General features: G+C 72.4%; 13 protein-coding genes. 7 read left to right on the forward strand and 6 right to left on the reverse strand.

Translation table 11 applies throughout. The features are described from left to right. Positions 1-26 precede the first annotated feature (26 nt). The 4 genes from DEJ30_RS13830 (at position 27) to DEJ30_RS13845 (ending at position 6,135) form a co-directional block, all read left to right on the forward strand. A complete protein-coding gene (locus DEJ30_RS13830; RefSeq protein WP_110862296.1) occupies positions 27-2,075 on the forward strand; it encodes a bifunctional aldolase/short-chain dehydrogenase in 2,049 nt (682 codons plus the stop codon). Between the two features lie 20 nt (positions 2,076-2,095). Further along, on the forward strand, positions 2,096-3,583 hold the full coding sequence (locus tag DEJ30_RS13835; protein ID WP_110862297.1) for a rhamnulokinase family protein: 1,488 nt from the start codon (positions 2,096-2,098) through the stop codon (positions 3,581-3,583). Further along, positions 3,580-4,905 (forward strand): alpha-hydroxy acid oxidase, encoded by a 1,326-nt coding sequence (locus tag DEJ30_RS13840; protein WP_181420143.1) that lies wholly within the window; start codon positions 3,580-3,582, stop codon positions 4,903-4,905. Before DEJ30_RS13835 ends, DEJ30_RS13840 begins: the two co-directional genes overlap by 4 nt. 291 nt (positions 4,906-5,196) lie before the next feature. After that, positions 5,197-6,135 carry a glycoside hydrolase family 16 protein gene (locus tag DEJ30_RS13845; RefSeq protein ID WP_110862298.1) on the forward strand — a complete coding sequence of 313 codons (939 nt, stop codon included), beginning with the start codon at positions 5,197-5,199 and terminating at the stop codon, positions 6,133-6,135. A 115-nt stretch (positions 6,136-6,250) separates the two neighbouring features. Here DEJ30_RS13845 and DEJ30_RS13850 read toward each other — a convergent pair whose 3' ends face one another. Continuing rightward, a complete protein-coding gene (locus DEJ30_RS13850; protein ID WP_110862299.1) occupies positions 6,251-6,613 on the reverse strand; it encodes a hypothetical protein in 363 nt (120 codons plus the stop codon). A gap of 271 nt (positions 6,614-6,884) precedes the next feature. Here DEJ30_RS13850 and DEJ30_RS13855 point away from each other — a divergent pair, with 271 nt between their 5' ends. Both DEJ30_RS13855 and DEJ30_RS13860 read left to right on the forward strand, forming a co-directional pair. After that, positions 6,885-8,426 (forward strand): MFS transporter, encoded by a 1,542-nt coding sequence (locus DEJ30_RS13855; protein WP_309146773.1) that lies wholly within the window; start codon positions 6,885-6,887, stop codon positions 8,424-8,426. Beyond that, positions 8,419-9,399 (forward strand): alpha/beta hydrolase, encoded by a 981-nt coding sequence (locus DEJ30_RS13860; RefSeq protein WP_110862301.1) that lies wholly within the window; start codon positions 8,419-8,421, stop codon positions 9,397-9,399. The genes DEJ30_RS13855 and DEJ30_RS13860 overlap by 8 nt, the downstream gene beginning before the upstream one ends. Positions 9,400-9,470: 71 nt before the next feature. Here DEJ30_RS13860 and DEJ30_RS13865 read toward each other — a convergent pair whose 3' ends face one another. From DEJ30_RS13865 to DEJ30_RS13885, 5 genes are all read right to left on the reverse strand, one after another. Then, the gene (locus DEJ30_RS13865; protein ID WP_110862302.1) at positions 9,471-10,106 is read right to left on the reverse strand and encodes a hypothetical protein; all 636 of its coding nucleotides are present in this window, start codon (positions 10,104-10,106) and stop codon (positions 9,471-9,473) included. Between the two features lie 492 nt (positions 10,107-10,598). After that, positions 10,599-10,904 (reverse strand): hypothetical protein, encoded by a 306-nt coding sequence (locus DEJ30_RS13870; RefSeq protein ID WP_110862303.1) that lies wholly within the window; start codon positions 10,902-10,904, stop codon positions 10,599-10,601. Between the two features lie 69 nt (positions 10,905-10,973). Beyond that, entirely contained in the window at positions 10,974-11,507 is a 534-nt protein-coding gene (locus DEJ30_RS13875) for a hypothetical protein (protein WP_110862304.1), read from the reverse strand. Between the two features lie 38 nt (positions 11,508-11,545). After that, a complete protein-coding gene (locus DEJ30_RS13880) occupies positions 11,546-14,044 on the reverse strand; it encodes a bifunctional lysylphosphatidylglycerol flippase/synthetase MprF (protein ID WP_146238596.1) in 2,499 nt (832 codons plus the stop codon). A gap of 5 nt (positions 14,045-14,049) precedes the next feature. After that, complete coding sequence (locus DEJ30_RS13885; protein WP_110862306.1) at positions 14,050-15,381, reverse strand: esterase family protein; 1,332 nt, start codon at positions 15,379-15,381, stop codon at positions 14,050-14,052. Positions 15,382-15,564: 183 nt separating this feature from the next. On the opposite strand from DEJ30_RS13885, the gene DEJ30_RS13890 reads away from it, so the two are divergent. Further along, positions 15,565-16,257 (forward strand): CoA pyrophosphatase, encoded by a 693-nt coding sequence (locus DEJ30_RS13890; RefSeq protein ID WP_258369959.1) that lies wholly within the window; start codon positions 15,565-15,567, stop codon positions 16,255-16,257. Positions 16,258-16,268 lie beyond the last annotated feature (11 nt).

Raw genomic sequence — 16,268 nt, forward strand, 5'->3', positions numbered from 1 at the left:
CAGTGGAGGCACGGGTGGACCCCGCAATGCACGGCACCGACGCAGACACCACGATCCGGGCGCTGGTCGCGCGCTCGAACGCGCTCGGCTCGGATCCGCGGATCACGAACTACGCGGGCGGGAACACCTCCGCCAAGGGCACCGACACCGACCCGGTCACGGGCGAACCGGTCGAGCTGCTCTGGGTGAAGGGCTCCGGGGGCGACCTCGGCACCCTCACCCCGGCGGGCCTCGCGGTCCTGCGCGTCGACCGCGTCCGTGCCCTCCAGGACGTCTACCCCGGGGTGGAGCGCGAGGACGAGATGGTCGCCGCCTTCGACTACACGCTGCACGGCAAGGGCGGTGCCGCGCCGTCGATCGACACCGCGATGCACGCCCTCGTCGACGCCGCCCACGTCGACCACCTGCACCCCGACGCCGGCATCGCGATCGCCACGGCGGCGGACGGTCCGGCCCTGACCGAGCGGATCTTCGGTGACAGGGTCGTCTGGGTGCCGTGGCGCCGACCCGGGTTCCAGCTCGGGCTCGACATCGCCGCCGTGCAGCGCGACCACCCGGACGCCGTCGGCACGATCCTGGGCGGCCACGGCATCACGGCCTGGGGTGACACGAGCGACGAAGCCGAAGCGAACTCCCGCTGGATCATCGACACCGCCGAGCAGTACCTCGCGGCCAACGGCACCGCCGACCCGTTCGGCCCGGTCCGTCCCGGGTACGAGGCCCTGCCCACCGAGGAACGCCGTGCACGCGCCGCCACCCTCGCCCCGACGATCCGCGGCATCGCCGGACACGACAAGCCCGTCGTCGGTCGGTTCACCGACACCGACGTCGTGCTCGACTTCCTGGCGAGCGAGCAGGCACCGCGCCTCGCAGCGCTGGGCACGAGCTGCCCGGACCACTTCCTGCGCACCAAGGTCAAGCCGCTCGTCCTCGACCTGCCCGCAACGGCGAGCGTCGACGAGCAGACCGCCCGCCTGCACGAACTGCACGAGCAGTACCGCGCGGACTACCAGGCGTACTACGACCGGCACCGGGCGCCGGACTCCCCCGCGATCCGCGGCGCCGACCCGCTCATCGTGCTGGTCCCCGGCGTCGGGATGTTCTCGTACGGCAAGGACGCCCAGACCGCCCGCGTCGCCGGCGAGTTCTACGTCAACGCCATCAACGTGATGCGCGGTGCCGAGTCCGTCAGCACCTACGCCCCCATCGACGAGGCCGAGAAGTTCCGGATCGAGTACTGGGCACTCGAAGAGGCGAAGCTGCGGCGGATGCCCGCGCCCAGGAAGCTCGCGACGCGCATCGCCCTGGTCACCGGGGCAGCGTCCGGCATCGGCAAGGCGATCGCGAAGCGCCTGGCGGCCGAGGGTGCCGCCGTCGTCATCGCCGACCTCGACCTGGCGAAGGCGCAGGAGACCGCCGCCGAGATCGGCGACGGCGACCGCGCGATCGGCGTGGCCGCGAACGTGACGGACGCCGCCGCGATCGACCGGGCGATCCAGCAGACCCTGCTGCACTTCGGCGGCCTCGACCTCGTCGTCAACAACGCGGGGCTGTCGCTGTCCAAGAGCCTGCTCGAGACCACCGAGCAGGACTGGGACCTGCAGCACGACGTGATGGCGAAGGGTTCGTTCCTGGTGTCGAAGGCCGCCGCGAAGGTCCTCATCGAGCAGGGCCTGGGCGGCGACATCGTCTACATCTCGTCGAAGAACTCGGTGTTCGCCGGGCCGAACAACATCGCCTACTCCGCCACGAAGGCCGACCAGGCCCACCAGGTGCGGCTGCTCGCGGCCGAGCTCGGTGAGCACGGCGTCCGCGTCAACGGCATCAACCCCGACGGGGTCGTGCGCGGCTCCGGCATCTTCGCGAGCGGCTGGGGTGCCAACCGCGCCAAGACGTACGGCATCGAGGAGCAGGACCTCGGCAGGTTCTACGCGCAGCGCACGATCCTGAAGCGCGAGGTCGTGCCCGAGAACGTCGCGAACGCCGTCTACGCCATCTGCACCGACGACTTCTCGCACACCACCGGTCTGCACGTGCCCGTCGACGCGGGCGTCGCCGCGGCCTTCCTGCGGTAGCGACGAGCAGGAGCACGAGCATGCACACCAGCGGCAGCGTCGCCGCGGTCGACCTCGGGGCCACCAGCGGCCGGGTGATCGTCGGCCACGTCGACCGGGACGGGGTCCGGATGGACCACGTCGCACGGTTCCCGAACGGCCCCGTCACCCTGCACGAGGGCGACGCCGACACCGGCCGCGACACCCTGCACTGGGACGTCGTCGAGCTGTACCGGCAGGTGACCGAGGGGCTGCGGCGTGCCTTCGCCGAGCACCCCGCGCTCGCCAGCGTCGGCATCGACTCGTGGGCGGTCGACTACGGCCTGCTCCGCGACGGCCGACTGCTCGGGCTGCCGTCGCACTACCGCGACGACCGGCACCAGGGCGGTGTCGTCCCCGTGCACGACCGGATGCACGCCGCCGAGCTGTACGCCCGGAACGGCCTGCAGCACCTGCCGTTCAACACCCTGTTCCAGTGGGCTGCCGACCCGTCGCTGCAACTCGCACAGCGTGCGCTGCTCGTGCCCGACCTGCTCGGGTACTGGCTGACGGGGGTCGAGGCGGCCGAACGCACGAACGCCTCGACGACCGGGGCACTGAACGCGACCACCCGTGGGTGGGACCCGGCGGTGCGGGCTGCTGCGGGCCTCCCGGCCGGGCTGCTGCCCACGCTGCGCGACCCGGGCGACCGACTCGGCCCCCTGTTGCCGTCCGTCGCCGAGCTCGTCGGCGGCCAGGCCGACGTGACGCTGGTCGGCTCGCACGACACGGCGAGCGCCGTCGTCGCGGTCCCCGCGACGGAGCCGGACTTCGCCTACATCTCGTCGGGCACGTGGTCGCTCGTCGGCGTCGAGCTCGACGCGCCCGTCCTGTCGGACGCGGCGCGACGCGCGAACTGCACGAACGAGGGCGGTGTCGACGGCCGCGTCCGGTTCCTGAAGAACGTGTCCGGACTGTGGTTGCTGTCGGAGAGCGTCCGCACCTGGGAGCGCGGTGGCGACCACGTCGACCTGGAGGCCCTGCTCGCCTCCGCCGCGGCCGTCACCGCCCCGGTCCCCGTCTTCGACCCCGCGGACGAGTCGTTCACCGCACCCGGTGACATGCCGGCGCGGATCGCAGCGTGGTGCGCGGCGCACGGGCTGAGCGCCCCCGCCTCGCGCGCGGAGTTCGTCCGGAGCATCCTCGAGTCGCTCGCGACGGCGTACGCCGAGACCCTGCGCACCATCGCCGACGTGACCGGCAAGGCCATCCGGGTCGTGCACGTCGTGGGCGGCGGCTCGCAGAACCGGCTGCTCTGCCAGCTGACCGCGGACCGGACCGGCCTGCCGGTCGTGGCGGGGCCGGTCGAGGCCACCGCGCTCGGCAACGTGCTGGTGCAGGCGCGCGCCGTCGGACTCGCGGGCCTCGGAGGGGCTTCACTGGAGGCACTCCGCAGCATCGTCGCACGGAGCGTCGAGCCCGTGCGGTACACCCCCTCGGCGTCGTCGCGCGCCGATCCCGATCGATCCCCCGTCAGGAGCCACGCATGACCACGACCGACGACCAGCACCGGATCGACCCCGCAACAGGCGCACCGGCACCCGCGACCGGCGCCGCGTCCGCCGCCCGCACGCGGGTCAAGCGGCAGCTGCCGACGGTGCGGGACCTCGCGCCGCTCATGCAGTTCAAGAAGCCTTCGCTGCCGGGTCGGCGTCAGCGCCTCGAACAGGCCTTGACGATCTGGGACCTGCGGGACATCGCCGCCCGTCGCACCCCGAAGGCCGCGTTCGACTACACCGAGGGCGCGGCCGAGGCGGAGATCTCCCTCGCCCGTGCCCGGCAGGCGTTCGAGGACATCGAGTTCACCCCGGCGATCCTGCGGGACGTGTCGAGGGTGGACACCTCGCGTCAGGTGCTCGGGGCGCCGGTGTCCTACCCGTTCGGCATCGCGCCGACGGGCTTCACGCGGATGATGCAGACCGAGGGCGAGCGGGCCGGTGCCCGGGCCGCCGGACGTGCCGGCATCCCGTTCTCGCTCTCCACCATGGGCACCACCGCGATCGAGGACGTCCGCGACGCCAACCCGCACGGGCGCAACTGGTTCCAGCTGTACATGTGGAAGGACCGCGAGAAGTCGATGGCGCTGGTCTCCCGCGCCCAGCAGGCCGGCTTCGACACCCTGCTCGTCACCGTGGACGTCCCCGTCGCGGGTGCGCGGCTGCGGGACAAGCGGAACGGGTTCTCGATCCCGCCACAGCTGAGTGCCCGGACCGTGGTGAACGCGATCCCGCGGCCGTGGTGGTGGTTCGACTTCCTGACCACCGAGCCGCTGGCGTTCGCGTCGCTCGACCGCTGGTCCGGCACCGTCGGCGAGCTGCTCGACCACATGTTCGACCCGACCGTCACCTACGAGGACCTCGCCTGGATCCGTGACCAGTGGCAGGGCAAGGTCGTCGTGAAGGGCGTGCAGTCGCTGGCCGACGCCAAGCGCCTGGCGGACCTGGGGGTCGACGGCATCACGCTGTCGAACCACGGCGGCCGGCAGCTGGACCGCGCCCCGGTGCCCTTCCACCTGCTGCCCTCCGTCGTCAAGGAGGTCGGGAAGGACACCGAGGTGCACCTCGACACGGGCATCATGTCCGGCGCCGACATCGTGGCTGCCGTGGCCCTCGGCGCGAAGTTCACGATGGTCGGCCGTGCCTACCTGTACGGGCTGATGGCCGGCGGCGAGGCCGGGGTGGACCGGATGATCCAGATCCTGTCCGAGCAGATCGAGCGGACCATGCGGCTGCTCGGGGTGGCCTCGCTCGATGAGCTCGAGCCGGGGCACGTGACGCAGCTGCAGCGGTTGCAGCCGATCCCCCGGGTCTGACCCGTCGGCTCGCCGCGCGTTGCACCGTGCACGTTCGACGGTCGGACACCGGGCGTTCGTCGGTCGATTTCCGTGACGCCCCCCGAACGGGTCACAAATGATGCAAGATGTCCGTGGACGTGTCAACGAAACCCTCGGCATCCGGCCGGCTGATGCGTCCGTCCCTCCCCGCATCCTGCGCCCGAGCATCCACGAGGAGCCCGACATCTCGACCCGAAGCACGTGCACGCCCTCGCGCGGCACGACCCCACGGAACACGTCCACGCCCCTGACCACCCGAGGGGGCACCCGATGATCCGCCACCGCGCGATCCTCGCGATCGCGACCGCCGGCGCCCTGGTCCTCGGCGTCCCCACCGCCGCCTCCGCCCGCACCTGGTGGGGCTGGGACGGCGAACGCCGCTGGCACAACGCCCCGGTGAACCCCACCCCGACGCCGGCCCCGGACGAGACGGAGACCCCGGCCCCCACCGACGAGTGGACCCCGGATGCTGAGTCCGAGCAGGACTCGGCGCCGATCGAGGACTCCGCCCCCGTCGCCGAGCCCGCGCCCGAGGCCGCGCCGGAGGCGGCACCCGAAGCGGATGGATCCCCCGCGGACCTCTCCGCGATCGCACCGGACGCCTCGTTCGTCGAGGACTTCACCAAGAACGCGGTCACCGGCCTGGTCTCGTCGCTCTACCCGCAGTCGTGGCAGGCCTACCCCGACGGCACCTCGGGCATCTACGCGCCGAGCAAGACCGTGTCGGTGCACGACGGCGTGATGGACGTCGCCCTCGGCACCGGTGCCGGAGCGGCCGGCACCTTCGGCTCCTCCGACGGCGCCTGGGACCACGTCGGTGGCTCGTTCTCGGTCCGCGCGAAGGCGACCGGCGGCGACGGCAACGGCGCGGCCTTCATGCTGTGGCCGACGTCGAACGTGTGGGCCGACGGCGAGATCGACTTCCCCGAGGGCAACTTCGAGGACAGCCCCTCGGTGTTCCACCACTCGATGACCCCGGGCAAGGAAGCCGAGCGCGTCCAGCTCGGCACCGGCGTCTCGTGGCGCGACTGGCACACCTACAAGGTCGACTGGGTCCCCGGTGAGTCCGTCACGTACAGCGTCGACGGCAAGGTCCTGGGCACCGTCACCCACGACGTGCCGACGACCCCGCACCGCTTCATGTTCCAGGTCGGCAACTGGGGCGAGAAGGGCAACCTGCTCATCGACTGGGTCTCGACGACCGAGTAGCGTCCGCAGCTCCACCCGAGACGGACGGGAGGCCCGGTGCCGGCTGGCACCGGGCCTCCCGTCCGTCTGCGTGGTCGCGTCTGCTTGCCGCAGCGCGCCCTGCGGAGCCTGTGGGCTAGTGCTTCTCGTCGACGAGGGCGATGAAACGGCTGCCGATGCCCTCGACCTCACGCCGAGTCAGGCCGGCGGTGAGCTCGGGCGCCTGGTACGGGGCGTGGTAGTCGCACATCAGGTAGTCCCACTCGGGCCACCACTTCTTCGGACGCGCCTCTTCGTCGAAGCCGCAGACCACGCACTCCAGGCGCGTCCAGACCTTCTTGGTGCCGGTGCGGTTGGCGCGGGACTGCACGAGCCAGGCGGGCGGGTCCTGCTCGATCGCGTCGAGCTCCGCTTCGCTCAGGCGCGACGGGATGCCGTGGCGGGTCGCCATCTCGAGGGGGATGTCGAGCCGGACGGCGGCTTCGCGGCGGGAGAGCATCCGTCCAGGGTAGGTCCTGCCACTTCCCACCTCGAACTGTGATGTCGGGGAACCGCCGCCGACCGCTGCCACGGCTGGCGAGACTGGCTCGGAGCTCGCCAACGGCGAGGAGTGGTCCCGGTAGCGAGAGGGCCTCCGACCGCCGACTTCCTTCGCGCGAGCAGTCCGGGTATGGTCTCGATCACTGAGGTAAAAGGCGCCGCGATCTGCGACGCACCCGCACGCGGCATCGAACGAGTCGCCACTTCTTCCCTCGAAGGAGTGCGCCATCGTGTCCCCCAGTCCCGCTCTCACCACCGGGCACGTGCCTGCCGGTGACTCGTCTCCTCGTCTGCGCGACGCCTGGATCGCCCTCGCCGGGCTGTCCGCGGTGTTCCTGTTCGAGATGCTCGACAACTCCGTGCTCAACGTCGCCCTGCCGACGATCGGCCGCGACCTGGGCTCGTCGACGACGGGACTGCAGTGGGTCTCGGGTGCCTACTCGGTCGCCTTCGGAGGGCTGATGCTGCTCCTCGGCGCCGTCGCCGACCGCATCGGACGCCGTCGGGTCATGCTCGCCGGGCTCGTCCTGCTGGCCCTGGCCAGCCTCGCCACGGCGGTGGTCACGTCGACCGAGCAACTGATCGCCGTGCGGGGAACGATGGGCGTCGCCGCGGCGATGACGACGCCCGGGTCGATGGCGCTGGCGTTCCGCCTCTTCGACGACGAAGGTCTCCGGGTGCGGGCGCTCACCGTCATCTCGACGGCCGGGCTCGTGGGGCTGGCCATCGGTCCGACCGTCGGCGGGTTCGTGCTCGCCGTCGCCCCGTGGCAGGTGCTGCTGCTGGCCGACGTGCCGATCGCGGTCCTCGCGCTCGTCGGCATCCGGTTCGGTGTCACCCGCGACGAGGCGGCAGGGCTCCGTCGCGATCCGGTCGACGTGGTCGGAGCGCTGCTCGGCACCGTGACCACGGCTGGAGCGCTCGTGGCGCCGACGATCCTGGTCGAGTCCGGAGCCGCCGGCTGGTGGGGGTGGGGCGTCCTCGCGCTCGCCGTCGCCTGCGGAGTGGGGTTCGTCGCCCGCGAGCGGACCGCGCGGCACCCGCTGATCGACCTGCACCTGCTCGCCCGACCACTCGTCTCGAGCGGCCTCGCGTTCAAGGCCGCGTCGGGTTTGGCCGTCGCCGGACTGTCGTACCTCGTGACCCTGCAGCTGCAGTTCGCCTGGGGGTGGTCGCCGGCCCTGGCCGCGGTCGGGACGCTGCCGCAGGTGGTCGTGTTGCTCGTCGGTGGCCGCTTCGTCGGGCCGTTCGTGCAACGGGTCGGCCTGGGCCGCGCCGCCTGGATGAGCGCCGTCTCGGTCGTCTCCGGTCTCGCGGTCTTCGGCGCCCTGAGCCGGTACGGGTACCCGTGGGTGCTCGTCGCGCTCGTGCTCGTCGCCGCCGGCATGCGGGTCGTCGTCGGCGTCGCCGGCGCGTCGGTCCTCACGGGCCTGCCCGCGGACCGCACCTCCGTCGGAGCGGCGCTCGTCGACACCTCGAGCGAGCTCGCGGGCGGTGCCGCCGTTGCCGCGGCGGGGACCATCGTCGCCGCCTTCGTCGCCGGGAGCATCACCACGACCACCTGGACCGCCGCCCGGATCGAGGGCTTCCAGGACGCCCTCACCGTCGCCGGCCTCGGCCTCGCCGCGGTCGCAGCACTGCTCGGCGTGCTCGGCATGCTCGGAGCCCGGCCCACCGTCGAACCGGAAGACGGAGCCCCGGCCGAACCTGCCGACACCACCCCTGCACACACCGACCGGACCACCATCACCGAGGAGACCTCCCGTGCCTGACACCATCGCCCTTCCCCGCCCGCCGTTCGATCCCGAGTTCGTGCCCTTCCTCACCGCCATGGACGCGCGAGGCCGCTTCCACCTCACGACCCAGATGCTGCCGCAGATGCGACAGCTGGACATGACGGAGGCGCAGCTCGACGAAGGGCTGCATGCTCGCGGCCTGGAACGGAGCAGCATCACGATCCCGGGGCACCGCGGCGCCCCGATCGATCTCGCCGTGATCCAACGCACCGGCCGTACCGGTACAGCTGCCCTGGCCTACGCGATCCACGGCGGCGGCATGGTGTTCGGCCACCACCTCGGCAACCTCGACTCCTACGACGAGTGGCTGCTGGTGCACGACGTCGTCCTGGTCAGCCCCGGCTACCGTCTGGCGCCGGAGCACCCGGACCCGTACCCGGTCGAGGACTGCTACGCCGGTCTCGTCTGGGCAGCCGAGCACGCCGACGAACTCGGCATCGACCCGGAGCGCATCGTCCTCGTCGGGCAGAGCGCCGGGGCCGGTCTCGCCGCCGGCACGGCCCTCCTCGCCCGCGACCGACAGGGGCCCTCCGTCATCGGCCAGGTGCTCGTGAGTCCCATGCTCGACGACCGCGACGCGACCCTGTCGGCTCGGCAGTTCGACGGTGTCGGGGTCGCCGACCGGGAGATGACACGGTTCGGCTGGGACGCCTACCTCGGTGACCGGCGTGGTGGCGAGGACGTGTCGATCTACGCTGCACCCGGGCGCGCGACCGACCTCACCGGGCTCCCGCCCGCGTACATCGACTGCGGCAGCACCGAGGTGTTCCGCGACGAGACCGTCGCCTACGCCAGCTCGCTGTGGGCGGCAGGAGTCCAGGCGGAACTGCACGTGTGGCCGGGGGCGTTCCACGGGTCGACGAGCATGATGCCGGACGCGACGCTGTCGCAGCGGGCCGTGCAGGCCCTGCGCGAGTTCACCGGGCGCCTCCTCGGCCCGGCCGTTTGACAGCGGCCCCGGCACGAGCGGATCGTGGCGCTCATGCCGGGACCGGGACCGGGACCGGGTCGCAGCATCAGCTAGATCCGATCCAGGCACACCACCGCGACGACGACCGGCCACGCCTCATCATCGAGCTGCACGGACCGTAGCCCCCGCGGCAGAGCTCGTCCGTCATCGGACGCGACGACGACTCCCTGCAGCCCGATGAGGTGCCCCGAACCGCGGCTGTAGTGCACGCGATCGCCGACGACGGGCATGACGATGGTGTCCGCCGCCAGCTCCTCTGCAGCGAGTTCGATGACCGGAGGCCAGGACTCCGTGAGCACCTCGACGGCTTGCCACTCGGACCCGCCGCGCTCGTCGAGCTCTGCATCGCGCAACTCGAGATCCACGATCCTCGCGACCGGCAGGGATTGCGGGCTGATCGTGCGCGCGACTCCACATTCGATCGGGACGCTCCTGCTGGCGAGGAAGAGCCCCTCGCGCGCCGTACCGAGCTGCGACGGGACCGGCTCAGCGCCGACCTTGCGGAGTCCGCCGTTCGCTGTCGAGCCGCCTGCGGTGTGCGTTCGCGTAGCACTCGCCTTCGCCGCACCGAGGAGTCGTGGCGCGACCTGAGCTGCTCTCGTCCGCATCGGATCATCGCTGAACTGCGCGCCGAGATCCTTCTTGAACGCGAGGGCGCGAGGCCGTCGCTTGTCGCGCTTTTCCATCGGGTCGCCTTCGGCTCGGCTTCGCGCAGCCTCGAGTCAGGCTGTTCCCGGACCGTACTGCCGGACAACCGGCGCACGCGATGGTTCCTCAGCGACATTGCGGTAACCAGCAACACGATTCGGAGTTCGCGCCGGCGCTGCCCCCGTTCGCTCCGGCCTCGGCCTGCTCAGCGTGCGGGCGCCGCTTCGTCGCGGCGGGCTCTTCACCGCAGGGCCCGGCGGAACCCCGTGAGCACGGCGCCGCAGTCCGTGCACTCCTACTCGCTCCACCCAACCTGGCCGCAGGTGTCGTAGGCCGCTGTCGACGCCACCGTGGACCCTGCACCACCCGTCGGGACGAAGTACGGCAACGAGACGCCCTGCCGGGTCACGGTCCCGCAACATGCGAGCACTGGCGACCTGACGCCCGATGGTCCACCCGGTACGGACGGGAGGCCCGGTGCCAGCTGGCACCGGGCCTCCCGTCCGCCCTGTGGTCGCGTCGACGACGCGTCAGCCTTCCCAGGGCCAGTACGTCTGGCAGGTCTCGGGGCCGCCGTTCGTCGACGCGCAGACCTGGGTCGGCCCCCAGAGCGCGAAGGCGACGAACGCGACCTGCAGCACCAACAGGCTCAGGCCGACGATGAACAGGGCACGGACACGGCGACGGTCGTCACGGACGCCGGTCAGCAGCGAACCGAACGCGGCCAGCAGCCCGCCTGCCGGGACCACGAGTCCGAGGACGACGGTCACGGTCATCAGGAGCGCGAACTCGCCTCGGGTGGTGCCGAAGCGTCGCCCAGCGTGCAGTGCAGTCACGGTGGTGAGCGTATCGGTCCGCGGGGCACGCGGATGCGCCCATTTCGGGCGGCGGTTGTCGACCGCGGTTCAACCGCCGCTGCGCTCACGACGACGCACCCGCAGGGTGCCGATCCCCTGGACGATGCAGACGACGCCGCTCGCGACGACGATGACCCCGGTCACGATCCGGCCGATGGAGACCCCTCCGAACAGCAGCGGGGCGACCGCGACACCGATGAAGACTGCGCCCATCACGATGACGACGACCGGGTTCTGCGCGACGAAGAACCGGCGCCCACCGTTCGCTTCGGCGATCGCGCGGTCCCGAGCACGAGGGACGGCGTCGGGCGACCGACCCGCGCGGCGATCTGCACGCCGTCGCCGGCTGCGCAGGACCAACCACACCGCGGCGCCGATGACGACGGCAGCTCCGATGGCGATCCACTCGACGATGCGGAAGGACCCGAAGACGATCACCAGGACGAACCCGACCGCGATGCCCACGAACATGTCCGTGGTCATCCGGTCGGTCCGGCCGTCGCCACTCGTGACGTACCCGGGGCGGCGTTCGTACGGATCGTGCTCGTCCACGGCCGGTCCGTCGGCCCGTTCGGTTCCCATGCTCCGAACGTACCGACGGCGCGGCGGGCCCGTCCGGGTCAGCCCACTCGTTCCGCCGGCGGCTCGGCCCGGACTCCGTGTGCCGGACGCCGCTCCCGCACGATCGCCACCGCCTGGCGCAGCGACAGCCCCGGCAGGTAGGTGCGGACGATCGCGACGCCGATCGTGGGCAGCGCCACCGGGTCCGGGTACGCCATCACCAGGGGGTGCAGGTCGGGCCCGAACTTCGCCTTGAAGCGCAGCAGGGAGCGGAACCCGTAGACGGGCTCGAGCGCACCGCCGACAACGTCGAGGACCGATTCGACGCTGCTCCGGCCGGCGCCCTGTGGTTCCGCCGAGGACGCGAGCGGGGCAGCGGACAGGCTGAGCCGCTCGGCACCGTCGGTGCGCATCCGGTCGACCGCACTCGCGACCAGGAACTCCATCACACCGTTCGGGGCGTCGGGCGCGCGGCGCATCACGTCGAGCGTCCACCCGACCACCTGCCCGGCACGGTACGCGGGCAGCCAGCTGGTGACGGCGAGCACGGTGTCGTCCTCGCTCAGGGCCACGAGCGTGCGGACGGCGGGGTCGCGCATCTCGTCGATGCCGCCGAGGGTGAACCCCATCTCGGGCAGTTCGCGCTCGGCGACCCACTCCTCCGAGATCGCCTCGATCTGGCGGGTGACCGATCCGGGCAGCGAGGCCCAGTCCGACCAGAGCGCAGTGGTGCCGGACCGTGCGGCCTTGTTGACGGCCGTGCGGACGTCCTGCTTGCGCTTGCCGGTCGTGGTCCAGGTGCGCGGGTCGAGGTCGGCGTCCTCGGCCACGGGAAGCGTCGTCCATCCGAGTCGTGCGAGTGCAGCACCGAGGATGGCGTCGATGCCGTAGAAGACGGGCGTCCAGCCGTGGTCGTCCGCGGCCCGCGCGAAGCCCTCCAGCGCCGCAAGCCGTGCGTCCTCGTGCCCGAAGGGGCCGCCGGTTGTCACGGCGACGCTGCCGGTGCGGTGGTAGGCGACGCCGGCGCGACCGTCCTCGGTGAACCAGTACTCGTTGCCGGGCCAGGTCGTCATCCACCCGAAGGTGTCGCCGCCGCCGGCGACCAGGAGCGCCCGAGCGGCCACCCGCGCGGCGTCCTGCCCGTCGAGGTCGCTGTCCGAGGGCCCGGCCCCGGTCGGCCGGACCGCGGCGATCGCCACCGCGAGCCACAGGAGCGGGCCCGAGATGCCCACGACGAACCGCAGCGCCGGCTCGGCCTGCGCCAGGTGCGTGGGCAGGGTCACGGGTGCGATCGGACCGAGCACGGCGAGCGCCAGGTGGAGGGGCGCGCGCACGCTGTCGCCCGAAGCCACGGCGACGCCGACGACGACGACCGCGAGCACCACGGCCGATCCCGCGACCGTGACGGCGAACCCCAGCAGTCGTCGCCGGTCGGTCCGCACCGGGAAGTCCGCGCGGCGAAGGACGAGCACCACGGCGGTGGCGATCGGCACCAGCACCGACGCGACGAGCGAGAGCGAGACCGCGAGGTGGTCCGAGGCCAGACGCTGCACGACGGCGTGGTGCCGCTCGGGCAGCACCCCGTACGAGACCGCGGTCGCGACGCCTGTGATCAGGTCGACGGTCACGACGAGCCACAGCGCGAACCGGCTGCCGCGTCGGAGCCCCACCGCACCGACCGCCAGGACCACGAGCGGCATCACGGCCAGCAGCGACTGGAGCGGGCCGTGCGGGTGCACCGCGGCGAGCGCCCGGACGCAGCTGGCGGTCACCCCGGTCACCGAGCAGTGCGGCATCCGCCCGGTCGGCCCGGTGTCGAGCACCACGGCGAGCGGGGCGAGCAGCCCGAGCTGGGCACCGGTGACGAGCGCGAGGACGGGGCCGACGGCCGACACCGTCACCGCGGCCACCAGCAGCACGCGGGTCTCGCGTGAGGAACTCCGGGTCCAGCCGCTCCGCACCGGCGACCGCCGCAACACGCGGCCGAGCACCAGGCCGATGAGCAGGGCGAGCGCCGCGTGCAGGTCGGACGCGTGCCCGGAGTACAGCAGCAGCGCGGCGACGACGGCGATCGACACCACCCGGATCCGGCGTCGCCACAGCGCGCCGGCGAAGGCGCTCGCGGTCGCGATGGTCCCGACGATCCAGGTCCAGGGGCCGACGTGTCCCAGGTGCACGAGGAAGCCACGGGTCGCCGGGGCACCGTCGAACAGCTGCAGCACGGCAGCGAGGCCGGTCCCCACGACGGTCGTGACGACCATCGCGAGCAGGGTGCGCCGCCAGCCGAGCAACCGTTCGGACGCCCCGGTGCACACCACGACGGCGACGAAGGTGACGAGGAACCCGACGACGCTGCTCGTCACCGCGACCACGCCGAGCGGGCCCATCGTCCCGCCCAGGGTGTCGGGCGTCCGACCGCTGAGCGCGCCGATGCAGCGGAGCACCACGGCGGCGATGCCGGCGACGATCGTCAGGGCCGAGACGACACTCGTCAGTGGGTACCGACGAGCCACCGGGACGAGACGCTTCGGGGTCGCCCCCGCGAGGGCCGCGGTCACCGCGCTCACCGGAGGCCCAGGTGCGCGATGACGCCGGGCATCCCGACGCGCAGGGCGTAGCGGACGGTGTTCCAGTCGTGCGCGGAGCCCTCGGACACGAACAGTCGGGTCTGCATCCCCGCGGCGTCCGCAGCTGCGCGGAGCGCCGTGGTCGACGCGACGTAGGGTGCGTCCTCGCTCCCGTAGGCGAACACCGTCAGGCGCCCGGGGTAGGGACCGTGCGCCCGCATGATCGCCCGTGGTGCCGCTGCGGCGTACCGGCTGGCGGAGCCGCCGAACCCGACCTGGATGCTGTGCTGGACGGAGCCGTTCAGGGGTGCGAGTTCGCTCGAGATGGCGAAGGTCGTGCCGAACGCGCCGGGGTGCGCGGTGGAGAACTGCATGGCGCACGTCGCGCCCTGCGAGAACCCGACGATGCCCCAGGCCGAGGGCGCTGCCCCGACGCGCAGGTGCTGCCGGATCCAGTCCGTGGTGTCGGTCGTGATGTACGTCGCGGAGTGCCCGAGGGGCGAGTCGACGCACATCGGGTTCCGGTCCGGTGCCCCGAGTTGGTCGGGCGCGACGACGATCGGGGCGAGTCCGTGGTGGGCCTCGGCGAACGCGTCCATCACCGCGCCGAGCCGACCGGCCTGGAACATGTCGCTCGGCTGGCCGGGTTGTCCGGCCAGGCTGATCAGGACCGGCAGGGTCGGTGGTCGGTCGGTGAGGGCGGCCGGCGGCAGGTACACGTCCGCCGGCCGCGCGTGGAAGTGGGAGACCGTCGACGGGATGGCGACGGAGAGCACCTCCCCGCGTCGCGGCATGTCGGCGGGGGCTCGCCAGGTGGCCGGGTCGACCACCGGACTGGAGGCGCGCCCCACCCCCGTCTCGTGTGCCATCGGACCGGACGGGTACGGATCCGTCGCGACGGCCTGCTCGATCGTGCGGTACGCCCCGAAGTCGACGTTGACGCCGAGGACGGCGGCCAGGGCCACCGCCACCGCCACGAGCACGCCGAGCACGCGGCGGACCCAGCCGCCCTGGACGACCGTCACCACGAGCAGGCCGGCAGCGCCGAAGGCCAGGGCCACCCACATCCGGGTGATCGGGGTGAACGACACCCCGTACAGGTCCTGCACGTCCCCGAACCACCACACCGCGACCAGGCCGATCACGGCACCGACGGCCACGGCACCGAGCCGCCAGACCAGCCCCCGGACCGGGTGCCGGGAGCGACGACCGAACGCCGGCAGCAGCGCGGCGACGGCGAGGAGCCCGGCGGCGACGTCCACCGGGACGAGCACGGCCGGTGCGACGACGGCGACGTGGAACAGGGGTCGGAGCAGATCGTGGAACATGGGGCCTCCCGGCGGACGATGCAATCGTGGCGGCGGCCCGCTGCGAACGGGGCACCCAGGCGCTTCCGGTTCGCACAGTTCCCACCTGTGCAGCTCTCAGGCGGCACTCGAACGACCCCCAGCTCAGCGTCCGGTGCGACGGTGCCGCCAGACCTCTCGGTGGCGCACACCTAGGGTGAACGGGTGACGCACGACGGATCGGTACGGGCTGCACTCGCGGCGGTCGCAGCGGATGGCTGGGGTGACGGTGGGCCGCTCGTCGAACCCGGCAGCACGGCCTCGCCCCGACGGGCCGCGGTCCTGATGCTCTTCGGCGCGCTCGACCACGCGCCGAGCGACCGACCGGCAGCAGCACCCGGGGTCCCGCGCGACCTCGACGTCCTGCTCCTCGCCCGGGCCACGACCCTGCGCGCGCACGCCGGCGAGGTCGCGTTCCCCGGTGGACGCATCGACCCCGGTGACGCGGACGCCGTCGCCGCCGCACTCCGCGAGGCACAGGAGGAGACGGGACTCGACCCCGCCGGCGTCGAGGTGCTCGGCACACTGCCAGCCGTGCCCCTGGCGTTCTCGAACCACCTGGTCCGGCCCGTCATCGGCTGGTGGCGCGACCCCTCACCGATCCGCGTCGTCGACGAGCACGAGTCGGCGGCGGTGTTCCGGGTGCCGGTGGCCGACCTGCTCGACCCGGCGAACCGCGGCGTAACCGTGCTCCGCCGCAGTGGTCAGGAGTGGCGCGGACCGGCGTTCACAATCGAGGCCGACGGGGACGAGCACCTGGTGTGGGGCTTCACCGCGATGCTGCTGGATGCGCTGTTCGACCGACTCGGTTGGACGGAACCGTGGGACCGCCAACGGGAGATCCCACTGCCGGGCTGATGCGCCGGGTT

Source organism: Curtobacterium sp. MCPF17_003 (assembly GCF_003224385.1).
Taxonomy (GTDB): Bacteria; Actinomycetota; Actinomycetes; order Actinomycetales; family Microbacteriaceae; genus Curtobacterium; species Curtobacterium flaccumfaciens.